The following is a 21,730-nucleotide window of genomic DNA, read 5'->3' on the forward strand; positions in this document are numbered from 1 at the left end:
TGCCGGCGGCGGGAGATGAGACCCGTCCGCCGGATTTCGTGCATCACAAGTCATACTCGCACGAAATACGCCGAAGCCCCCTAGACTTCAATTCCAGGAGCTGGACGGCAACACCGCAGGCCGGCCCGGACCTACGGAGGCACCACATGGCCGAGCGGCTGGCGGTTCTCAAACCCTGGCGCATGCACTGGATCCCTGCGTTGGGCGCGCTGGCACTGGCGCTGCTTTCGCTAACCCCGTCCATGCTGCCGCGCACCGCGGTATTCCAGGGAGTGCTCTGCGCCCTGGCCGCGCTGCTGGGATATGCGGCAGGAGCGCTGATCCGGTGGCTCTTGGTCTCTTCGAAGAGCGCGTCGCAGGAACCCCGGGCCGCTGGGCAGCAGGATGCCTCGTCGCCGGAGATTCATTCCGAAGCGCCGCAAGCGAATCCTGCCCCGCGTACCGCAGGGAAGGCCGCCGCAGTGCTCGGCGTGGTGCTGTCGGCCGCCGGGCTGGTGTTCTACCAACTCTGGCAGAACGACCAGCGAGAGCAGTTGGCGATGCCGCACCAATCTGCGTGGTCGCTGGTGTACGTCGTGCTGGTGGGTGTGGTTCTCCTGGCGCTGCTGCTGATCATCTGCCGATTCATTCGCAAGATTTCCCTGGCACTCATTGAAATCGTGGACAAGGTATTGCCACGGCGCGTCGCGGCGGTCATCGTCGTGGCGGCCATGGTGCTGGGGTTGGCGATGGTCGGCAACCGGGCAGTGGTGCAGCGCGTCGCCGGATCGTTGGACAACCTGTTCCTGTCGATCAATGACGAATTCCTCACCGACCTGCAACCGCCCCATAATCCCGAACTGTCTGCGGGACCCGGGTCTTCGGTCAGCTGGGCCGATTTGGGACGCCAAGGGCGCCTATTCATTTCCAACACCCCCAACAGCTCGTCGGTGGCGGCGTTCTCCGGCAAGGATGCCAAACAGCCCATCCGTGTCTATGCCGGGGCCGGAAAGGACGGCAACACGGAGCTCGCGGCCCAGGCCGCGCTGGCGGTTGAGGAGCTGCGGCGCACCGGCGCATTCAACCGCGCGGTGCTCAACGTGGCCACCGGCACGGGACGCGGCTGGGTGAACGAGAACCAGATCCAGGCGCTGGAGTACATGTGGGGCGGCGATACGGCGACGGTCAGCATGCAGTATTCCTACCTTCCCAGCTGGATGTCATTCCTCATGGACTCCTCACGGGCACAAGACGCCGGACGCCTGCTGTTCGACGCCGTGTATCGGCACTGGGTGCAGCTGCCGACCAAGGAACGCCCAAAACTGGTGGTCAGCGGGGAATCGCTGGGGTCCTTCGGTGCGGAGGCTGCCTTCAGCGGCGCTCAGGATTTCGCGACGCGCACCGATGGTGCGCTCTTTGTCGGCCCAGCCGCCGGCAACCGGCTCTGGCAGCGCTTCACCGATGAACGCGATCCGGGCAGCCCCGCGGTCCTCCCTGTCTACGAAAACGGGGACATTGTCAGGTTCTCCGCCGACGGGGTCCACTGGCCGGGTTCTGGCACGTGGGGCGAGAGCCGGATCGGCTATCTCCAGCATTCCAACGACCCCATCAGCTGGGGAGATGTCGAAGTCTTCATTTCCAAGCCGGACTGGCTGCGTGCCGGCCAGCGGCCGGGGAATATTCCATCGGCAATGGTTTGGATTCCCGTGGTGACCGGTCTCCAGCTATTGCTGGACCAGGTGGCCTCCGGGATACCCGATGGCCAGGGACACGAATTCGGGCAGGTGCCGGTCCGAGCATGGGCGCAGATCCTTCCCTCAGGCCAGTGGACCGACGGGGACACCGAACGCTTGGTGGAACTCTTGAAACAAAGCCAGCCAGCACGATAGCAAAGCCTGCAGAGCATTCATGCAGAGCGGCAAAGAACGATCCGAACCGAGTTCGAGAACCCGAACCCGTTGAGTCCGGCAGCTAGTGCCACAACGGCTCTCGCGCGACAAAGTTGCCCAACAGCGCAGGATCGAGCTCGATCATCTGCGCATTGGCCAGCGGCGGATGCGCTTCACCGCTCAGCGCGGTCAGCACCGAGCCGATCCAGGCCCCGTGGCTGACCACCAGCACCCGCTGCTGCGGATGCTGCACTGAAATCTTGAACAGGGCGTTCACCCCGCGCTGCACCAGATGGTCCTCGGGTTCGCCCACCTCCATGAGCAGGCGGCGCTGTTCATCATCCAGGCCCTTCACCAGGCGGCCCTCGGACTCGCCGAAGTCGCGTTCCATCAGTTCCGGGTTCTCCTGGACCTTGGCGATCCCCAGCGCATCGGCCAGGATCTGCGCGCTTTGGCAGGCCCGGAACAACGGCGACGAATAGACGGCATCCCACGGACCATCGCAGGACAATTCGGCCGCCAGCGAGTGGGCCTGGGCGATGCCGGTGGCATTCAACGGCAAGTCGCTGCGGCCGTGCAGCCGCTGCGCGCGGTTCCATTCGGTTTGGCCATGGCGGATCAAGACGATCGTTGTTGCAGTCATTGTTCTTCCTTCGTGGGCGCTTTCGGGGCAACGCGGTTTGTCGTAGGTTCAGCGGCCCCGCAGGGCGAGATAGGTTTCGGTTCGTTCCTGCGACGGGCGCATCTGCTCGGTGGACGCAGGCACCGACACCACGCATTGGGCACTGATGCGCAGCACCGAGAACCAAGCGCAGTCCTCCTGGACGACCTCCGTCGGGGCGAAGGGGTTCATGTTGTACGAGGTGGCCGGCGCCATGAACACCGGGGTGTTCAGCAGCTGGCTGGATCCGGTCTGGTGGTAGTGCCCGCACAGGATCGCGCGCACGTCGCTTCCCGCGACCAGTGCTGCCAATGCTTCGGGATTCTCCAGCCCGCGCCCGGCCAGGGCGGCGGAGAAGGATTCCAGTGGCGGATGGTGGAGCAGCACAACCGTTCCCTTGGGTGCGGCGACGGACAGCAGCCGATCGAGCCAGGCCCGCTGGGAGGCGTCGATCCGGCCCTGGGCCTGCTGGAATCCGCCGCTGTCCAGTCCGATGAAGCGCAGCCCGTCAATGTCATGTACGGTATTGGCCGGATGCGGTCCGGTGGACAACCTCGTGGTGTTGAACAGCGGGCCGATCGATCCGGCGGGATCGTGGTTCCCGGGAATCGTGATGATCGGGCAGCCCAGCAGGTACTGCGCCTCGGCCAGGATCCTGGCCGCATCCGAGTGGATCGCGGCTCCGCGGTCGGCCACGTCCCCGGTCAGCACCAGCGCGTCGGGTTTCAGCTGCTCCGCGGCGCCAAGTGCCCGGGCCAGCCGGCGCCACGGATCGATTGTCCCGTACAGCAGCCGGGCATTCCCGGTGAGATGGGTGTCGCTCAGGTGCACAATTGTCAGTTGATCCATCTTTCTCCCCTCCCTCCGTACTGCTTTCCCTCCATTGCAGCGGCCGCCGCTGACATCCGGGTGAACTCCACGTCGACGACATATGAAGAGGCCCGGAATGCTTGGATTCTCGTATAACGAACGAGAAGCGCCGATTTCCCGCGAATTTTCGCAAAATATATGCCATCTTGAGCATGTGAACGGCAAGTAGCGTGCAAAACGACTAACCTTAATGGAGGCAGCATTTAATCCACCAAGGAGCAACATCCATGACCGGCAGCAAAGTCGTCGCTTTTGGCCACTTCCAGCCAGAGCGCATCGTGCCAAACACCGAGCTGGAAAAGCTCGTGGAGACCAGCGACGAATGGATTGTGCGCCGCGTAGGCATCGAGGAACGCCGTTGGGGCACCGGAGTCGAGACCGTCGATTCCATGGCCGTCAAGGCCGCCAAAATGGCGCTGGATAATGCCGAGGGCATCACCGCCCAGGACATCGACATGATCGTGCTGGCGACGTGCACCGCGACCGACCGTTCGCCGAACATGGCCGCCCGCGTCGCCAACGCCCTTGAGATGAACCAGGGTCCAGCCACGATGGACATCAATGCTGCCTGCTCGGGCTTTACGCACGCTGTGGGCCTGGCCCAGGGTGCCATCGCCGCAGGCACCGCGACCAACGTCCTGGTCATCGGCGCGGAAATGCTGACCGATTACACCGACTTCACCGACCGCACCACCTGCGTGCTGACCGCCGACGGCGCCGGCGCGTTTGTCGTGACAGCTTCCGAGGAGAATGCGATTTCCCCTGCGGTATGGGGTTCGGTGCCTTCGCTGTCGGATGCCGTGCGCATCGAAGCCGAGAACGACATGAAGTTCGCGCAGAACGGCCAGAGCGTCTACCGCTGGACCGTGACCCAGCTGCCGAAGATCGCCTCGCAGATCATCGAGCGCGCCGGACTGCAGCCCGAGGAAATCGACGGCATCATCCTGCACCAGGCCAACTTGCGGATCATCGAGCCGCTGGCCGAGAAGATCGGTGCGCCGAATGCCCGCGTAGCCACCGACATCGTCTACTCCGGCAACACCTCGGCCGCTTCGGTGCCGCTGGCGCTGTCCAAGCTGATGGCTTCGGACGAGCCGCTGCCTTCGGGGTCCAAGGCCCTGTTGTTCGCCTTCGGCGGCGGTCTGGCCTACGCCGGCCAGGTCATCACCATTCCATAATCGACGCTTAAATCAGAAAGCCTGTCGCCATCGGCGGCAGGCTTTTTTGTACCTTCCGCAGCTTTCGCCCGGCCAGTATGTGGAAAGGCTGAACGCACCTGCGACCCGCGGATCGTTGTGCCACGATGAAATTGGTGGATACAGCACAGCTTCCCTGAAAAAGAGGTCTTCGGTCCGTCGGGAAGCAGACAAGAATCGGAGTTTTCCGAATCTGTCCCAGACTGCGGCTATCCATTGTCCACGTTGTCCTTGTTGCGGAAAGGAAAGACATGAAGACAGTCAGTAAAGCTATTGTCGAGTCCCTCGCGGAATACGGCGTCACCCACGCCTGGGGTGTTGTCGGCGATGCTCTTAACCCGCTGACCGACGCAATCCGTGAAGAACCTTCCATGGAGTGGGTTGGCGTACGACACGAGGAAGCCGCTGCGTTCGCAGCCGGTGCGCAAGCCCAGCTGACAGGACGTCTTGGGTTGTGCATGGGAACGGTGGGCCCGGGATCGATCCATCTGCTCAACGGCCTCTATGATGCCAAGAAGTCCCATGCCCCGGTCTTGGCCATCTGCGGCCAGGTACCTACCTCGGAAATTGGCAGCAGTTTCTTCCAAGAGGTCAACAACGATCTTCTATTCAGCGACGTAGCGGTCTTCGCGCAGACAGTCACCTCGGCCGACCAAATGCCGCAGCTTCTGGAACAGGCTGTCAACGCCGCCATCTCGAACCGCGGTGTGGCCGTGCTGACCGTGCCGGGGAACGTGGGCGGCATGAAGCTCGAAAAGAACGTCCGCCCGGCCAAGTTCACCCCGCAGGCGGCGCAAGCCGCTGCGCCACTGCGACAGATTGATGAGGCCGCCCAAGTCTTGCAGGATGCCCAGAAAGTCACCTTGCTGGTCGGGATGGGTGCGCGCGAAGCACGCGCCGAGATCCTCGAACTTGCCGAACGCTTGCAAGCTCCCATGGTGCTGACGCTCAAGGCCAAGGAAATCTTGGAATCGGAGAACAACTATCAGGTAGGGCAGACCGGCCTGATCGGCAACCCCGCAGCGGCCGCTGCATTGGACGAAGCAGATGTAGTATTCATGATCGGAACCGATTTTCCGTACAGGGACTGGTACCCCAGCGGGAAGACGGTCATCCAGCTGGATATGCGTGCCGAGCACATTGGCCGTCGCACCCAGGTTTCGCACGCGCTGGTCGGGCATGTCGAGCCGTCCTTGAAACAACTGTTGCCGAAACTACCAGCCGGACGCGCGGACAAGCATCTGGCATCGATCCGCAAGCAATACGAGCGCTGGTTGGAACGCCAGGGCAGGATCACCGACCCGGATCGCGACCGCGGTCTGGTGGGAAAAGTCCGTAGCCTGGTGGAGAACCCGGAGGAGTTCATTCGTCCGGAAGCAGTCGCTGCCCAGCTGGACCAGAAAGCAGCCCGCGACGCGATATTCACCGTCGACACGGGAATGTCAACGGTTTGGTTGTCGCGGTTCATAGAGATGCGGGGCGAACGGCGCCTGCTTGGGTCCTTCAATTTGGGCTCCATGGCCAACGCCATGCCTCAAGCTCTAGGGGCGCAGGCGTTGGATCGTTCGCGGCAGGTCATCGCCAACTGCGGCGACGGCGGACTGATGATGCTGCTCGGAGATCTGCGGACAGCCGTGACCTACAAGCTCCCGGTGAAGTTCATCGTCTACAACAACGGCCGTCTGGGAATGGTCAAGCTTGAGCAGGAACAGGGCGGTCTCGAGGAATTCGGCACGGAGCTGGACAATCCCGATCTCTCCCAAGTCGCACGTGCAATGGGCATTAATTCCCAGCTGGTCACGAAGCCCGAAGACATCGCGGCTTCCATTGATGCAGCGCTTGCCAGCGATGGACCGTATCTGCTCGACATCCGTACCAATCCTCAGGAGATATCCTTGCCGCCGAAGACGACTGCGTCTGACGCCTGGGGGTTTGCGATCGCCAAGTCGAAGGAAGCAATCGAAAGCCCTTGAACCGGCACTGCCCAGAATCGCATCTGGTCTGGAGAGCTCGAACGCATCCCTTGGCAGAGTGCGCCTCGGGGCAAGTCTTGACTTGCCCCGAGGCGCAGTCTGCAATCTCGAAGTCTGCATCGTCACTGCCACTCAGAGACACAACAGACTTCCGCAGGAGAAACACCCCTGCGTTCGGGGAAGCGTTTTCTCCCGGCAACCGGACCGTGAGGTGTCCGAAGCTGCTGGAAGGTCGCAGTCCCCGAAGTGTCTACTCTTCGTGCCCTTGGTCCCCGCTCATCGATCCTTCTGCCGGCGGTGTTTCTCCGGGCGGCACTCCGCCACCCGGTTCCAAGCCAGTGATCGTCTGTTCCAGAGGGTCGGGGTTAGAGGAAGCCGCCTTTTCCTGACTTGCTGCCTCACCCGCGGCGTCCTTCTCTGTTTCGCTTTGTTTGTCGAACTTGTTGTTCTTCATTGAAAAGCTCCTTCGGGATTTCTATACCTTGCTCGCGTTAGTTGTCCAGGGCCGATTAAGCACCGAGCTCCTCGATGATCGCGGCATTGAACGCTTCCAGATCTCCAGGGTTGCGCGAAGTGATGAGAACGAAATTTTGCGCCGAGCACCGGAAAACTTCCTCGTCCACCCACTGTCCGCCAGCGTTGACCACGTCTGTCTTAATTGACTTATACGAAGTCAACGTCTTGTCCCGGACAAGCCCGGTTTCCACAAGCAGCCACGGACCGTGGCAGATCGAAGCCACCGGCCGTCCGGTGGCGGCGAAGGACTGGACAATGCGCTGCGCCTCGTCGTCAAGACGCAGATTATCCGCATTGAGCGTTCCCCCAGGGATCAGCAGCAGGTCGAATTCCTGCTCGTCCACGGTCTCCAAAGCCATGTCAGCTTCGAGAATCTTGCCCTGGTCCCAATCTCCCACCAAGGTTTGGATCTTCTCTTTCCTGGGAGCAGCGACCTTGACGTTTGCTCCGGCAGACCGAAGCGATTCGACCGGACTGGTCAATTCGTCTTGCTCAGCGCCACGATTGGAGACCAGAACGAGAACCTTTTTACTGGACAAATCAGCCATCGGCTTTTCCTTTCCTCTAGGTGTTCACAGCCAACACTGCTCTGCCAGCACGGGTGGCACAAGAAGCGGTCAGGAAGTCCTCAGGCGCGGTCCCCAGCGAGAGTGCTTCACTTGTCTCGCCCTTCGTTTGATTTGCCCAGCTCTCTCCGCGGCGCGAAGATCCTCACCGGCGTCTGTCCGGAACGCGGTACGGAGCACTTAGCTTATGGTCACGGCATTGCAACACCGGTCTTCGACGTGCGGTGTGATGTCCATCAATGCTCATCGGACAAAACGCAAGTCAGGGCGGTGGACCCGTTTCCTCCGGATAGAACATCCGTACGGGTATCCCAAAAGTTGCTCGAAGATACTAAGCTGTAGATGCCCGAGCGCCTCGAACGTGAGGGACGAGGACCGGTGTCCCCCAAGTACCGATCCACGTCGGCGATGCTGCAGTCCCCCAAGCGCAACATCGCCCCTCGGGTATTCAGCAGCCCGCCAAGAGCGGCTCCTTGACTCACGAGCTCTACACTGCAAGACTCGTACTCGTGAACCTGTCAGACAGCTGGACACCCGGACATCAACCCATTGAACGCCGCTCGGCTGCGGAAGCAGTTTTCCTCTCCCTGCGCGCGGCCATCGAAGCCCAGGAAATCCCGCTCGGCACCAAGCTGGGATCCGAGGCGAGCCTCGCCGCGGACTACGGCGTGAGCCGATCGGTCATCCGCGAAGCCCTGCGGTCCTGCGCCACCCTGGGACTCACCCGCACGGAGACCGGGCGCGGCACCTTCGTGATCTCCCACCGCCCCACCCGCGAGCTCAAGCTGGGCACCTTCTCCTCGGACGACCTGCATGAGGCCCGCCCGCACATCGAGATCCCCGCCGCGTCCCTGGCCGCCAGCCGGCGCACCGCCGAAGACCTCGAACGGCTGCGCGGGCTGCTGGACCAGATGGAGCACGAAGACGATCCGGCAGCCTGGGTCGAGCTGGACGCGGCGTTCCACGCCGCCATCGCCTTGGCCAGCGACAACTCGGTGTTCACCAAAATCGTCAGCGACATCCGCGAAGCCATGTCGCGCCAGTCCGAGACCGTCAACCTGGTTGCCGGCCGCACCGGCCCGTCCAACGAGGAGCACCGCCTCATCGTCCAGGCCATCGCCGACCAGGATCCGGACGCCGCCGCGCAAGCCATGAACGGACACCTCAGCGCCGTGCACCACGCCATCACCACCATCGTCAGGAGCAGCAAGTGACCCGCATCGAAACCCAACTGCCGGACCTGCATGCGCTGGCCGCCCACGGCCTGCCGCAGCACGTCCCCCTGGTAGCTGCCACCCGCGGGGACGCCATCGAATCCATCCACTACGGCTCGGCCGTGGTGCTGGGCCCCGACGGCTCGGTGCTTGAAAGCCGCGGCGACACCCAGGCGCTGTACTATCCGCGCTCGGCGCTCAAGCCGCTGTTCGCCGTGGGCCTGCTGCGTGCCGGCCTGGAGTTGAGCGACGAGCAGATCGCCCTGGCTGCCGCCAGCCACTCGGGCTCGCAGCGCCACCAGGACGTCGCCCGCTCCACCCTCGAAGCGGCCGGGCTGTCCCTCCAGGCCCTGGGCAACTCCACCGACTTGCCCTACGGCACCGCCGAGCAGGCCGCTTGGCTGGCCGCCGGCGGCTCAGCCACCCAGCTGGCGCAGAACTGCTCCGGCAAGCACGCGGCGCTGCTGGCGCTGTGCAAGCTCAAGGGCTGGGATCTGAAAAGCTACCTCTGCGAAGGCCACCCGCTGCTGCAGCTGCTGCGCGAAACCGTCGAGGAGCTCACCGGCGAGGACATCGCCGGGCAGAGCACCGACGGCTGCGGCACCCCGGTCTACCTGCTCTCACTGCCGGCGCTGGCCCGCGGCTTCGCCCGGATCGCCACCGCCGCGCAGGGTACCCCGGAGGGCCGCGTCGCCGCCGCCATGCGCGCCTACCCGGAGCTGGTGGCCGGCGAGGGCCGCGACGTCACCGCGCTGATGCGCGCGGTTCCCGGCGCCATCGCCAAGGACGGGTTCGAGGGCATCCAGGCCGTCGCCCTGCCCGACGGCACCGCGCTGGCAGTGAAGATCGCCGACGGCGGCGACCGCGCCCGCATGCCGGTTACCGCGGCCCTGCTCGCGGCGCACGTTCGCGTGCCCGAAGATCTGCTTTCAAGCCCCGCCCTGGGCGGGGGAAAGCCCGTCGGCCGCCTGGCCGCACTCTAGAAACACCCATCCATTACAGGAGAAATATCCACATGATCCAGTCTCAGCTCGCCGCCACCCGCGTAGAGCATGATCTGATCGGCAACCTCGACATCCCAGCCGAGGCCTATTGGGGCGTGCACACCCTGCGCGCCAAGCACAACTTCGACATCACCGGGACCCAGCTCTCCGGCAACCCGTACCTGATCCGCGCACTGGCGCGCGTGAAGCAGGCAGCGGCCCGCGCGAACCACGAGCTGGGGCTGCTGGACGCCGAGCGCGCCGCGGCCATCGACGCCGCCTGCGAGCGCATCGTGGCCGGCGAGCTGCACGAGCAGTTCATCATCGACCCGATCCAGGGCGGCGCCGGCACCAGCACCAACATGAACGCCAACGAGGTCATCGCCAACCTGGCGCTGGAAATCATGGGCCACGCCAAGGGCGAGTACCAGTACCTGCACCCGAACGACCACGTGAACCTCTCGCAGTCGACCAATGACGCGTACCCGACTGCTGTCAATATCGCCACCCACTTCGCCACCCAGCCGCTGCTGGAAGCCATGAAGGTGCTGCAGGATTCCTGCCTGGCCAAGGCCGAGGAATTCCGCACCGTGGTCAAGATGGGCCGCACCCAGCTGCAGGACGCGGTGCCGATGACGGTGGGCCAGGAGTTCGGCGGCTGGGCCGTCACCCTGGGCGAGGACCGGGCCCGCCTGGCCGAATCGCTGTCGCTGGTCACCGAGATCAACCTGGGTGCCACCGCGATCGGCACCGGTCTGAACGCCCCGGCCGGCTATGCCGAGGCCGCCTGCCGCCACCTGCGCGAGCTGACCGGCCTGCCGCTGACCACCAGCCCGGATTTGATCGAGGCCACCAGCGACGTGGGAGCCTTCGTGCACCTGTCAGGCGTGCTCAAGCGCGTGGCGCTGAAGATCTCCAAGATCTGCAACGATCTGCGCCTGCTCTCCTCCGGTCCGCGCGCGGGCCTGAACGACCTGCACCTGCCGGCTGTGCAGTCCGGCTCCTCGATCATGCCCGGTAAGGTCAACCCGGTGATCCCGGAGGTCGTGAACCAGATCGCCTACCAGGTGGTGGGCCACGATTTGACCGTGACCATGGCGGCCGAGGGCGGCCAGCTGCAGCTGAACGCCTTCGAACCGGTGATCGCGCATTCGATCGGCCTGTCGCTCAAGCACCTGACCAACGGCTGCCTGACCTTGGCCACCCGCTGCATCGACGGCATCACCGTGGACGAGGACGCGCTGCGCCGCGAGGTGGAGAACTCCATCGGCCTGGTCACCGCGCTGAACCCGCGCCTGGGCTACTCCGCGTCCACCGCCATCGCCATGGAGGCGCTGCACACCGGGCGCGGCGTGGCCGAGCTGGTGCTTGAACGCGGCTTGCTGTCCGCCGAAGACCTGAACGAGCTGCTCTCCCCAGAGCGTTTGGCCAACCTCTCCGACTAAAAAGGAACCCTATGGAGAAAACCACCCCCGAGGCGGCGCTGACTGCCGGCGACTCCGACTACCACAAGGGCTTGTCCCCGCGGCAGATGCAGATGATCGCCATTGGCGGCGCCATCGGCACCGGCCTGTTCATGGGCGCCGGAGGGCGCCTGGCCCAGGCCGGTCCCGGCATCGTCATCAGCTACGCGGTCTGCGGCTTCTTCGCCTTCCTGATCCTGCGTGCGCTGGGCGAGCTGGTCATGCACCGGCCGTCCACCGGATCGTTTGTGTCCTACGCCCGCGAGTTCTACGGCGAGAAGGCGGCCTTCGCCACCGGCTGGCTGTACTGGCTGAACTGGGTCATGACCGCCATCGTGGACATCACCGCCGTCGCGCTGTACATGGCGTTCTTCGGCAAGTACGTGGAATGGATCGGTTCGGTCCCGCAGTGGCTGTGGGCGCTGGCCGCCCTGGCCTTGGTGCTGACCATGAACCTGATCTCGGTCAAGGTCTTCGGCGAGATGGAGTTCTGGTTTGCCCTGATCAAGGTGGTCGCGCTGGTCTCCTTCCTGGTCATCGGCTGCTACTTCGTCTTCTTCGGCACCCCGGTCGACGGCCACGAGGTCGGCTTCTCGATCATCTCCGAGAACGGCGGGCTGCTGCCCAACGGGCTGCTGCCGGTGCTGGTGCTGATGCAGGGTGTGGTTTTCTCCTACGCGTCCATCGAGCTGATCGGCACCGCGGCCGGCGAAACCGCCAACCCGGAGAAGGTCATGCCCAAGGCGATCAACACCGTGATCATCCGCATCGCAGTGTTCTACGTCGGTTCGCTGGTGCTGCTCTCGCTGCTGCTGCCGTACACCGCCTATTCGGCCGGGGAGTCGCCGTTCGTGACGTTCTTCGGCTCCATCGGGGTGAAGGGCATGGACGTGGTGATGAACCTGGTGGTGCTCACCGCGGCTTTGTCCTCGCTGAATGCCGGCCTGTATTCCACCGGCCGCATCATGCGCTCGATGTCTCTGAACGGCTCGGCTCCGCGCTTCGCCGGACGCATGAACCGTTCCGGCGTCCCGTACGGCGGCATCGTGATCACCGCTGCGGTGGCAGTGCTCGGCGTGGTGCTGAACGCTGTGGTTCCGGCAGCAGCATTCGAGATCGTGCTGAACTTCGCCGCCGTCGGCATCATCGCCTCCTGGGGCATGATCGTGCTGTGCCAAATGGCGCTGGTGAAAAAGGTCCGCGCCGGCGAAATGCAGCGCCCGAGCTTCCGCATGCCATTCGCTCCGGTCTCCGGCTGGGTGACGCTGGCGTTCCTTGCCGCGGTGCTGGTCATGATGGCCTTCGACAACCCCGTGGGCACCTGGACCATCGCTTCGCTGGTTGTCATCATTCCGATGCTGATCGGCGGCTGGTACCTGTGCCGCGGCCGCATCAACCAGCTGGCTTCCGCCCGGCTGAAAGCCGAGGCGCAGTCCGAAAAGGTCTAGCCGCTTCGCAGCTGTTCCACCACCGATGGCCCGGGATTCTTCCCGGGCCATCGGTCGTCCGCGCGCATCGGACGCGCCGGTCAAGGGTAGTTGGCCTCCGACATGATCTGGGTTTCCAGTAGTGCAAAGGGCACAGATAGTGGCATGATGTGTGAGGTGAAACACTCTAAGCATTCATTTCAGGAATTGGACTCCTACGTCGCCATGCCGCGGATCAGCGGCATGGCGCTCTCCCCCGACGGGCGCCGGCTGGTCACCACGCTGAGCACCTTGAGCGAGGACGCCACCAAATACACCAACGCGCTGTGGGAAATCGACCCGGCTGGCAAGAACCCGGCCCGCCGGCTGACCTACTCGGAGCACGGGGAGTCGAGCCCCGTCTTCACCGCCGACGGCGACCTGCTGTTCACTGCCAAGCGCTCTTCCAAGGACGACGCGGTGGCCGAAGGCTGGCTGCTGCCGGCCGCCGGCGGCGAAGCCCGCTCGGTCATCACCCACCCGGCAGGCGTCGAATCGCTGGCCACCTGCGCCAAATCCCCGCAGACCGTGCTGGTGCGCTCCTCGGCACTCAGCCGGGCCACCGACCTGGAGCACGAGGCCAAGCTGCGCGCGGCCCGCAAGGAGAAGAAGGTCTCCGCCATCCTGCACACCGGCTACCCGGTGCGCTACTGGGACCACGACCTGGGCCCGGCCACCCCGCACCTGTACGCAACCAGCCTGCCTGCCGGGCAAGAGCACAGCGAGCTGACCGACCTGACACCCGGGATCGGCGGCAGCCTCGTGGAGGCAGCCTGCGATGTCGCGCCCAATGGCGACTTCCTGATCACCGAATGGATCGTCCCGGAAGGCCACGGCGACCAGGCCGTCGGCCTGATGCGCATCGACATGCATACCGGCGCCCGGGAAATGCTGCTGGCCCCCGACGAGACCTACGAATACGCCATGGGCAAGATCAGCCCGAATTCAGCCAAGCTCGCCTACGCGCGCTGGCGCCGCTCAACCCCGCAGTCGGCTCCGGTCTGCGAGCTGTTCGTCATGCACCTGGCCAGCGGCGAGTCCTACCAGATCGCCGTGGGCTGGGACCGCTGGGCCACGGAGATCGTGTGGGTCCCCAACAGCATGTCGCTGCTGCTGGTTGCCGACGAGGACGGGCACGGCCCGGTCTTCCACCTGCGTCTGGAAAACGACCGCGTCACCCGGCTCACCGACTCCGGCGCCTTCACCAACGTGCTGGTGAGCCCGGATTCCCGTGCCGCCTATGCGCTGCGCGCAAGCTATGAGCACCCTGCCGAGCCGGTCGCACTGGACCTGACCCACATCGGCGACCTGGAAGCCGGCGACTACGTCCAGGTCACCGAGCTGCCCTCCCCCGCACCGCGTCCGCAGCTGCCGGGCACCCTGGAAGAGGTCAGCACCGAGGTCGACGGGGCAACGGTCCGCGCCTGGCTGGCGCTGCCCGAAGGCGCCAGCGCCCAGAACAAGGCTCCGTTGCTGCTGTGGATCCACGGCGGACCGCTGAACTCCTGGAATGCGTGGAGCTGGCGCTGGAACCCTTGGCTGCTGGTCGCGCAAGGCTACGCGGTGCTGCTGCCGGATCCTGCCCTGTCCACCGGCTACGGCCAGGACTTCATCCAGCGCGGCTGGGGCAACTGGGGCCAGGCGCCGTACACGGACCTGATGGCGATCACCGACGCGGCCGAGGCGCGCGCCGACATCGACGAAACCCGCACTGCGGCCATGGGCGGATCCTTCGGCGGCTACATGGCCAACTGGGTGGCAGGTCATACCGACCGCTTCAAGGCGATCGTCACCCACGCCAGCCTCTGGGCACTGGACGGCTTCGGGAAGACCACCGACGCCTCGTTCTACTGGACCCGCGAGATGAGCCCGGAGATGATCGAGGCGAATTCGCCGCATCATTCGGTGGACAAGATCGTCACCCCGATGCTGGTCATCCACGGCGACAAGGACTACCGGGTGCCGATCGGCGAAGGACTGCGCCTGTGGTACGAGCTGCTGTCTTCCTCGGGTCTGCCGCAGCAGGCGGACGGTACCACTGCCCACCGTTTCTTGTACTTCCCGGACGAGAACCACTGGGTGCTCGCCCCGCAGCACGCGAAGATCTGGTACCAGGTGGTCACCGGATTCCTGGCCGAGAACGTGCTGGGACAGGAGCCGGGCGAACTGCCTGAGCTGCTGGGATAGCCCAGCTTCTTGATGGCGGTATTGAAACCCACCAGCGCCCGGCGTGAGCCAAAGGGCTGGTGGGTTTCCCCGTTGATGGGCACGATAAACAGCGCCACCACTGACGCAGGTGCCGGCCATGACACACCGATCCGGTACTGCTGTTGTTGGAACCAAGGACCAGCCGAGTGCGCCGCTTGCAGCTTTCTAATGCACGAGGCGTCTAGTGACGAGCAGACCATTCAACGAACAAGTCGCGAACTTCGTTGATTGCCCCAAGGTCACCGGACTCGTCAGTGCCGATATTTTCCTGAATCCATTCGAAGTAGCGCTGGGCTTCATCCAGCATCCCCGGGATGAAATCCTTCGGATCCACCACGTTCGTCTGCTCATCTACGGTGAACAGTGTCGAACGGCCTTTTGAACGCAAGTGAATCGGCACTGGAGAACCGGGGAATAGTCCTTCGCCCTCGCCCGTTTGAAGGAACGAATCGATGACTTCGACCAGATCCATCCACAGGCTTGCAACGTTATCCCAGAGGGACGCTGAAATCAGGTCGATTCCATAGTAGGCCACCTGGAGCAATCCTTCTCCGCCATAGGGGTTTCGCTTGAGCCGATTGCGCCAAATGTCGGCAGCGCGTTCTGGTGCCTCGTACATGTCCACCAGATACTTGTCGGGGTTCTCCACGAAATCATCGAGGTCCTCCACGGTGTGTGGAACCAGAATGTAGGCTTCGCTGTGCACCGCTTTTGGCGTATCTTCCATCCGTGGATCCTGACTCTAAGCGCGGGCAGAGCCTAACGACTCGACCCTTGTCAAAGGTTATTTTGCATTTGAACCTATGATAGCTTCCAGCTCAGCGGGTGCTCTTCGCATCTTTCACGGACGTGTTCTGATCGAGCAAAGTCTGCTTATCCGTTAGTGACTTCCATCTTCAACAAATACCCGGGGCAGACGCTGCCCGCGACGGCCTTCAAGGCGCTGGTACCCCCCCGGCACGGCTGGCGCGTGTCAACGCCCCGGCCCGTGCCCGGACAGTGGGGCATCTTGAGCCGGCTTCCCGTGATGCGCCACGGGCTGGGGTCAACCCGTGACCTTGATGTTGTGGTTCAGGCGCAGCTCATTGTGCGGATCATAGCGCCGCTTCAGTGCCGCCAGCCGAGCATACTTTTGCTCCCCATACACTGCCAAGGCGTCGAAGCCGCCGGTCGTCGGGGCATCGGTGCTGGAGAAGTTGAGGTATTCGCCGCCTTCGGCCACTGCACTCATGTCCCGATGGAATCCGCGGATGAATTCCCGATGGTGTGCGTCTTGAGCCTGCTCCTTCCAGAATCCATAGATGTTGATCCAGAAGGCCGAGGAGCGGTCGGGAAACGCGGTGGCTTCCTCCGCTACCCGTCCCATGGCCCCGCCCATGACATGCAGATCAAAGGCCGTGCCCGGCCATGTGAGCTGAGTGGCCTTGTCTACCAGCAGTGCGATGATGTCGTCGTCGAGGGAATCAAAACCGGTGTTCTTCCAATAGGCGCGAACGCCCTTGGGAAAGACGTCATCCATGGATGATTGCCATTCAGGCCAGGAGATTGCCGCGACATCCTGGACATCCGGCGGTGCAAGTTCCGTAAACCGCTCCACGCATGCGCTTCCGGCGGCATGATCCGGATCTGCCCAGACGAAGCCGACCGCGAGGATCGTGTCAGTGCCCAGTTCCCATTCCTCCGGCGGGACCAGCGCTGTCGCAATGACCGTCATTGCATCAGGCAGGTTCGCGGCCCAGTCCCGCAGTGCATGTAATGCTCCACGCCAATGCGCTGCCCGGTAGATCAGGTTTCCGGCCAGCACCGTTTCCGGAAGCGTATGCGCGGAGAAGGTAAAGTCGGCCACGATCCCGAAGTTGCCGCCCCCGCCGCGCAGGCCCCACAGCAGCTCGGGATTTTCCCGGGCATCGGCACGGACTTTTTCGCCGCTCGGCGTGTACATCTCCGCGGCAATGAGGTTGTCGACGGTCAGGCCATGGGCTCTGGTTAGCCAGCCGAATCCTCCGCCCAGGCAAAGTCCTGCGATTCCTGTCCGCGAGATCACCCCGACGGGAACGGCAAGTCCGTGGGCGCTCGTGGCTTGGTCGAGTTCGCCAAGGAGGGTTCCCGGGCCGGTGCTCACCTGTCGCAGAGACGGATTGACCATTATTTTGTTGCAAGCACGCAAGTCGAGGACGAGGCCCCGGTCAACGGTGCCGTGCCCTGCCACGTTGTGCCCGCCTCCGCGAACGGCGAGCGGCAGGTGATGGCTTCGGGCGAAGTCAAGGGCGAGCGGAATGTCTGTGAGCTCTCCGGCCCTGATAATCAGCTCTGGCCGGCGGTCGATCATGGCGTTCCACAGGGCGCGGGCATCATCGTACTCGTGGTCTGCTGCCGTGACAAGGGTTCCGCTGAGGGAAGCACCCAGCGATCTGAGATCGGCTATTGAGATTAGTGGATTGTTCATGATGCGCGCGCTCCTTCGGACAGATCGCATCGGAACTTGGGTGTGGGTAATTCTCCTCCCGGATTTTGCATGGAGCAATGGGCATGATCGTGCGATTTTCGGCTCAATTTCATGGTTCAAGCCCCAAAACCAGAGGACAGGACTGAGGCATCCGCAAAGCCTTCACGTCCGGTGCGCCTTGTCGTCCCTCGCTAGGCTTTCATCGGGTGCAGTCCGGGCAACTTCACCCCGTCAGGAGTATCTCCACCGGCTCCGCGTGTGGCCTCGATCAATCTCTGGGCACGGCGAGCGACATCTGCGTCGCGCTCGGCCAAGACATCGGCCAGGTGGTCCAGGTGCTCAACGCGGGCGCTGAACTCACGGCGCAGTCGTTCGTTCAACGGCGTGGCGTCCAGTTCCCGTTCTTCCCGCAGCGCCATGGCCAGAGCACGTTCAAAGAGCCTCTGGCCTGCATCGTCGGCGCGGCCGTTACTGCCGCTTGACCCAAGAACCGCCACGGCGTTGATCTGGGATTCGTCCAGGCCCAACAGCAGGCGCGCCAACTTCTTCTTGGCCGAGCGCAACGAGGCGGTCCCGCGTCCGAAACGTCCCAGGCTTGACGTAGCGGTGAGCAGGAACCGGATGACCAGGACGATGTTCACCACGGTGAAGAAGAACAGCATGGTCAGCAGCCAGAACAGTCCCCCGAAGCTGATCGAGGTATCTTCTTCGAAGCCATTGCGTTGGATACCTTCGGCATAGTCGTCCACCACGTTGGCGATGGTGATATCCGCATACGTGCTTTCGTGGATGCTCCCGTGCTCCCAGTTCGAGGTACCGCCGAGGGTGTATTGACCCGTGCTGATTTCCGGGCTGATCAGGCCGGGGGCGATGGTTGTCCCTTCGTCCGTAGAGAATACCGGAATGATGGCCTTGCCGTCCTTCAACTCCTTCGTCATCGGGTCGAGCAGTTCTGGAAATTCCTGCTTGATGCGGTGCAGGGACGTCAGCAGGCTCAGGGGCTCTGCCGAGCGGTATTCAGATCCGGGAGGATCAGTCCTCAGGTCCAGGTAGGCTTCGGCGTCGCGGACGGCAATCACCATGTTGGTCGGCACCGGGAAATCGGTGTCCATGTAGCGAATGATTTCGGTATCGGACAGCTCTCCGCTGGGGTCGTCGATCTCCAGCTGAGCGCCGCGGCCAGTGCCTTCTCTGTCTGGGAACGGGTCCTCAACCACGTTTGCTGCTATGATGCCGGCCGGAATCATGCCGATCAGCAGCAGGGCGGTGAGCATCACGGCCAGCCGCGGCCCGCTGGGCCGGTAGGCCGATTCAGTGCGCTGCTTTGCCGTCGTCTTCCGGTCCGACTCAAGGGTTTCACCGGTGATGGATTTCGCCAGCGCATCCAGGTAGGCCGCGTTCGCGTAGCCGTCCCTGCCGGTCGTTGCGTCCAGTCCCAGGGAGGTTTTCAATTCCCGATATTCCGGGGGTGCGCCAGCCGGTGCGGCGACCTTGCCGTGCGGGTATCGGGAGATCTTCTTTTTCTGCTTGCTCAAGAGTTCGACCAGGTGCTGCTCGGCCCGCTGCCACTGTTCGACGGCCTGCAGGTTCTTCGGATCCCCGGCGGCCGCATCCAGCAGCTGTCCAAGGGCCGAACGCAGCTGTTCGATGTCGCCGTTGGCGACCATTCGGCCCGGTGCCTGCTCCAAGCGGATCAGTAGCGTCGTCATGGCATCGTTGATCGGCGTGCTGAGCCGGTCGAAGGTCGTCCCGGTCCCGACCAGGCGCGCGTGCACGGAGCCTGCGCCCATCAATGCGTCGGACAAGCTGGTCAGCTTGCGGGCGGACGCCTCGAAATCGGCGAGTTGCTGCGCGGTTTGCGTCCCGAAGGCGGTTTTGCGCGAATAAACCAGCTCGGTCAGCGAGCTTTCGGACCGGGCCAAGTCCAGGGACAGTTTCTGCAGCTGGAGCCAGGATTTCCGGAAGCCCTGTGGGCGCTCGGTCTCCGGCACCGCGTAGAAGGTCGCTTCGAGCGCTTCGAGGTCCAGCACGACGCGGGCCAGCTTGCGCTGCGCCGCGACGAAACGGCGGTGTTTTGCTTCCCATCGCAGGTTGTAGCGCAGCGCCATCAGCAGGAAAACCGTGGTCGCCGTGGCGGCCAGGGCGATCAGCGAGATCCAGAAAACCGGGTTGGTGTTGGGCGGGTCGTAAAGCACCACTGCCGCGCGCTGGGCGGCGGCCACAACGGATTTCGGTCCGTGGCCCAAACCCAGATTGTCGCGGAACGCATTGTCGATCTCGAAACGGATATCTGTTTCGTCGTACGCCTTGCGGTCCCGCCCCTCCAGCAGGTCCGCGCGTACCGCGGTGCCCTCGAAGCGCTGCTGGATCTTGTGGTCGTCAGTTTCGAGGTTCTCCAGCTGGGTGCTGAGCAGGATGTCATGATCCGGGACCACGCCGCGCAGCAGCTCGTCGCCGGTCAGGAATCGATCCGTAACGGTCAAGGTGAGCGGACGGTGTGCGAAGATCGGGCCGGCGGCGGCATCTACGGTTTCCTGGCTGATGTTCCAGTCGTGTGTGCCTTCCACCACGATCTTCACCTCGTGCTGGGGAGTGTTCTCCTGCCCGTACGCGACGTAGGTGGACAGCCCCATCCCGGCAATCACTGTGGTGGCCAGGGCCATGAGCACTGCCGGGATCAGCGCCAGCGCGTACGGACGGCGCAGCTTGCGCCCGTGCGAGTCGAAGGCCGCGAACCGGCTCATGCCTTGTCCCCCACGTAGGCATCCATCCAGCGCTGCACTTGCCGCGAAGCTTGTTCCAGGGTGGCCAGGTCGTCAAGCCTCCGTGTGCCGCCCTCTGGACGGTCGGCGCGGTGGACGGCAAGCTCGTGCGGGACCTTGATCCGCTTTCTCGTTGCCTGTTCCAGCAGCTGATCCAGATCCGAAGCCAGCGCGAGCCGCAGTTCCCAGAGCCGTTCCAGCATGTCAACCGGCTCTGCTCTTCTGGACATCGGCTTATCCAGCCACTGCTGGGCTTCATCCAGGGCGTCCGTATCGGTCACCAAATGCGCACGCACGCTCGAGGCGGCCTTCAGTGGCGCGACGTCCACGCGGTCGAGGAACTGCGCGCATTCATCCAGCAGCTGCCGGTGCGCGGAGATAATCGAGCCCCAGCGCTGGCGGCTTGGATTCGAGTTGCCGAGCAGCCCGTTGAGCGCGGTGCATGCCGACACCAGTTCTTTCTGGCACCGGCTGATCACTTCCAGCCGTTCAAGTTCCGCGCGGCTGACTGCAGTTGCCGCCGAGACCCGGTGCACCGCTTCCTGCCCTGCCTTCGCGAGCGGTGCGATGGCCCGTTCCAGCAGTTCGGCGCGCTGCTGGATGACGCCCCCGGCATCCGCGCTGAGGGCTGGCAGCTTGCAGGATTCAAGGTCGCGCAGTTGTTGCGGCAGCTGCTGGGCCAGCTGTGCTGCGCGTGCGCTGCGCTCCGTGGTTGCCTGACGCTGGCGCTTGCGGACGCCGCGGAAAACAACGTAGGTGGTGAGCGATGCGCCCAGCACACCCAGGACCACGAAAAGCACAGTCCGCTTGCCCTCTGAACTGGCCGACAGCAACGTGCCGAGGGTGTTCTTGGGCGCTTTCAATTCCTCGGTGGTGATGCGCACCGATTCGATAACTGCCTGGGTGTAGTCTTCCTTGTCCATCATCGGCCGCAACGCGGCAACGCTGTTGGACAGGGCCGCTGAGCGGTCCCCGGTCACATTCCAAGCCTTGTCGATCGCGATCTCCGCGCCCTTGCCGTCCTTGTCCGGAAGCATCAGGCCGATGACGATCCAGCCGTCTTGGATGTAGCCCTTGGTGTCGGTGCTGTCTGGCCAGTCGTCGTGCAGGAGCAGGTAAGAGGTGGGACCGAACAGGGTCAAGGCACGGATGAACTGGGCTGCCCCGCCTTCCATCGCATTGTCGGCGGCATCGACACCCACCACGATGTTGGCGTTGGTCTGGCCCATGGTCTCGCGGACCGCGTCCAGGACTTCCTGGTTGTCGATCTGCGACTGCACCGAGTCGATGACCGCCAGGTGGAAGTCCCCTTCTTCGGCGACCAGGTCCGGGACGCGGATCGTGCCTTTGCCCTTGTCTTCGTCTTGGCCTTTCGACGGTGCGTCGCTGGGGCCCACCGGGTAGATCGGCTCGTAAATCTGTTCGTCCGCCATCGCGGGCGCCGCAAGAAATCCCCCGAGCACCAGCAGAAGAAGCACCAGCAGGGCCGTCGCGGTTCGCCGGGCGGTCGAAAGCAGATAAGTCATAATCCAACGATT

At 63.8% G+C, this 21,730-nt stretch carries 16 protein-coding genes; 8 read left to right on the plus strand and 8 right to left on the minus strand.

The annotated features are described in order from the left end of the window. The first annotated feature begins 146 nt into the window (after positions 1-146). Complete coding sequence (locus DFO58_RS11995; protein ID WP_183043184.1) at positions 147-1,868, plus strand: alpha/beta-hydrolase family protein; 1,722 nt, start codon at positions 147-149, stop codon at positions 1,866-1,868. 82 nt (positions 1,869-1,950) lie between these two features. On the opposite strand, the gene DFO58_RS12000 is transcribed toward DFO58_RS11995, so the two are convergent. Beyond that, on the minus strand, positions 1,951-2,511 hold the full coding sequence (locus tag DFO58_RS12000) for a histidine phosphatase family protein (RefSeq protein WP_120991045.1): 561 nt from the start codon (positions 2,509-2,511) through the stop codon (positions 1,951-1,953). 48 nt (positions 2,512-2,559) lie between these two features. Continuing rightward, positions 2,560-3,378 (minus strand): metallophosphoesterase, encoded by an 819-nt coding sequence (locus DFO58_RS12005; RefSeq protein ID WP_120991047.1) that lies wholly within the window; start codon positions 3,376-3,378, stop codon positions 2,560-2,562. Positions 3,379-3,626: 248 nt separating this feature from the next. Here DFO58_RS12005 and DFO58_RS12010 point away from each other — a divergent pair, with 248 nt between their 5' ends. After that, positions 3,627-4,577 (plus strand): beta-ketoacyl-ACP synthase III, encoded by a 951-nt coding sequence (locus DFO58_RS12010; protein ID WP_047120146.1) that lies wholly within the window; start codon positions 3,627-3,629, stop codon positions 4,575-4,577. Between the two features lie 269 nt (positions 4,578-4,846). Continuing rightward, positions 4,847-6,568, plus strand: a complete 1,722-nt coding sequence (locus tag DFO58_RS12015) for a thiamine pyrophosphate-dependent enzyme (RefSeq protein WP_120991059.1) — start codon at positions 4,847-4,849, stop codon at positions 6,566-6,568. A 250-nt stretch (positions 6,569-6,818) separates the two neighbouring features. On the opposite strand, the gene DFO58_RS12020 is transcribed toward DFO58_RS12015, so the two are convergent. Both DFO58_RS12020 and DFO58_RS12025 read right to left on the minus strand, forming a co-directional pair. After that, on the minus strand, positions 6,819-7,022 hold the full coding sequence (locus DFO58_RS12020) for a DUF6480 family protein (protein ID WP_047120148.1): 204 nt from the start codon (positions 7,020-7,022) through the stop codon (positions 6,819-6,821). A gap of 55 nt (positions 7,023-7,077) precedes the next feature. Further along, positions 7,078-7,632: a type 1 glutamine amidotransferase domain-containing protein gene (locus DFO58_RS12025; protein ID WP_047120149.1), complete on the minus strand. Its 555-nt coding sequence runs from the start codon at positions 7,630-7,632 to the stop codon at positions 7,078-7,080. Between the two features lie 527 nt (positions 7,633-8,159). On the opposite strand from DFO58_RS12025, the gene DFO58_RS12030 reads away from it, so the two are divergent. The 5 genes from DFO58_RS12030 to DFO58_RS12050 all read left to right on the plus strand — a co-directional run bounded on the left by DFO58_RS12030 (position 8,160) and on the right by DFO58_RS12050 (position 14,963). Then, positions 8,160-8,864 (plus strand): FadR/GntR family transcriptional regulator, encoded by a 705-nt coding sequence (locus DFO58_RS12030; protein ID WP_120991061.1) that lies wholly within the window; start codon positions 8,160-8,162, stop codon positions 8,862-8,864. Continuing rightward, the gene (locus tag DFO58_RS12035; RefSeq protein ID WP_286163575.1) at positions 8,861-9,847 is read left to right on the plus strand and encodes an asparaginase; all 987 of its coding nucleotides are present in this window, start codon (positions 8,861-8,863) and stop codon (positions 9,845-9,847) included. The genes DFO58_RS12030 and DFO58_RS12035 overlap by 4 nt, the downstream gene beginning before the upstream one ends. A gap of 32 nt (positions 9,848-9,879) precedes the next feature. Beyond that, a complete protein-coding gene (locus DFO58_RS12040; protein WP_120991063.1) occupies positions 9,880-11,292 on the plus strand; it encodes an aspartate ammonia-lyase in 1,413 nt (470 codons plus the stop codon). A gap of 11 nt (positions 11,293-11,303) precedes the next feature. After that, the gene (locus DFO58_RS12045; protein ID WP_120991065.1) at positions 11,304-12,758 is read left to right on the plus strand and encodes an amino acid permease; all 1,455 of its coding nucleotides are present in this window, start codon (positions 11,304-11,306) and stop codon (positions 12,756-12,758) included. A gap of 147 nt (positions 12,759-12,905) precedes the next feature. After that, positions 12,906-14,963 carry a S9 family peptidase gene (locus DFO58_RS12050; protein WP_120991399.1) on the plus strand — a complete coding sequence of 686 codons (2,058 nt, stop codon included), beginning with the start codon at positions 12,906-12,908 and terminating at the stop codon, positions 14,961-14,963. Between the two features lie 202 nt (positions 14,964-15,165). Here the strand turns inward: DFO58_RS12050 and DFO58_RS12055 are convergent, their stop codons facing one another. The 4 genes from DFO58_RS12055 to DFO58_RS12070 all read right to left on the minus strand — a co-directional run bounded on the left by DFO58_RS12055 (position 15,166) and on the right by DFO58_RS12070 (position 21,718). Then, a complete protein-coding gene (locus tag DFO58_RS12055; RefSeq protein WP_113607023.1) occupies positions 15,166-15,711 on the minus strand; it encodes a hypothetical protein in 546 nt (181 codons plus the stop codon). Between the two features lie 318 nt (positions 15,712-16,029). Continuing rightward, positions 16,030-17,430, minus strand: a complete 1,401-nt coding sequence (locus DFO58_RS12060) for an FAD-binding oxidoreductase (RefSeq protein ID WP_120991067.1) — start codon at positions 17,428-17,430, stop codon at positions 16,030-16,032. A 191-nt stretch (positions 17,431-17,621) separates the two neighbouring features. Beyond that, the gene (locus tag DFO58_RS12065) at positions 17,622-20,174 is read right to left on the minus strand and encodes a DUF5129 domain-containing protein (protein WP_120991069.1); all 2,553 of its coding nucleotides are present in this window, start codon (positions 20,172-20,174) and stop codon (positions 17,622-17,624) included. Further along, entirely contained in the window at positions 20,171-21,718 is a 1,548-nt protein-coding gene (locus DFO58_RS12070) for a hypothetical protein (protein ID WP_120991071.1), read from the minus strand. Before DFO58_RS12070 ends, DFO58_RS12065 begins: the two co-directional genes overlap by 4 nt. Between the last annotated feature and the right edge of the window lie 12 nt (positions 21,719-21,730).

Source organism: Arthrobacter sp. AG1021, from assembly GCF_003633665.1.
Taxonomy (GTDB): domain Bacteria; phylum Actinomycetota; class Actinomycetes; order Actinomycetales; family Micrococcaceae; genus Glutamicibacter; species Glutamicibacter soli.

Bases quoted from the DNA above. Each gene is read 5' to 3' on its own strand.
- DFO58_RS11995 (WP_183043184.1), top strand. From the start codon at position 147: ATGGCCGAGCGGCTGGCGGTTCTCAAACCCTGGCGCATGCACTGGATC.
- DFO58_RS12000 (WP_120991045.1), bottom strand. From the start codon at position 2,511: ATGACTGCAACAACGATCGTCTTGATCCGCCATGGCCAAACCGAATGG.
- DFO58_RS12005 (WP_120991047.1), bottom strand. From the start codon at position 3,378: ATGGATCAACTGACAATTGTGCACCTGAGCGACACCCATCTCACCGGG.
- DFO58_RS12010 (WP_047120146.1), top strand. From the start codon at position 3,627: ATGACCGGCAGCAAAGTCGTCGCTTTTGGCCACTTCCAGCCAGAGCGC.
- DFO58_RS12015 (WP_120991059.1), top strand. From the start codon at position 4,847: ATGAAGACAGTCAGTAAAGCTATTGTCGAGTCCCTCGCGGAATACGGC.
- DFO58_RS12020 (WP_047120148.1), bottom strand. From the start codon at position 7,022: ATGAAGAACAACAAGTTCGACAAACAAAGCGAAACAGAGAAGGACGCC.
- DFO58_RS12025 (WP_047120149.1), bottom strand. From the start codon at position 7,632: ATGGCTGATTTGTCCAGTAAAAAGGTTCTCGTTCTGGTCTCCAATCGT.
- DFO58_RS12040 (WP_120991063.1), top strand. From the start codon at position 9,880: ATGATCCAGTCTCAGCTCGCCGCCACCCGCGTAGAGCATGATCTGATC.
- DFO58_RS12045 (WP_120991065.1), top strand. From the start codon at position 11,304: ATGGAGAAAACCACCCCCGAGGCGGCGCTGACTGCCGGCGACTCCGAC.
- DFO58_RS12050 (WP_120991399.1), top strand. From the start codon at position 12,906: ATGTGTGAGGTGAAACACTCTAAGCATTCATTTCAGGAATTGGACTCC.
- DFO58_RS12055 (WP_113607023.1), bottom strand. From the start codon at position 15,711: ATGGAAGATACGCCAAAAGCGGTGCACAGCGAAGCCTACATTCTGGTT.
- DFO58_RS12060 (WP_120991067.1), bottom strand. From the start codon at position 17,430: ATGAACAATCCACTAATCTCAATAGCCGATCTCAGATCGCTGGGTGCT.
- DFO58_RS12065 (WP_120991069.1), bottom strand. From the start codon at position 20,174: ATGAGCCGGTTCGCGGCCTTCGACTCGCACGGGCGCAAGCTGCGCCGT.
- DFO58_RS12070 (WP_120991071.1), bottom strand. From the start codon at position 21,718: ATGACTTATCTGCTTTCGACCGCCCGGCGAACCGCGACGGCCCTGCTG.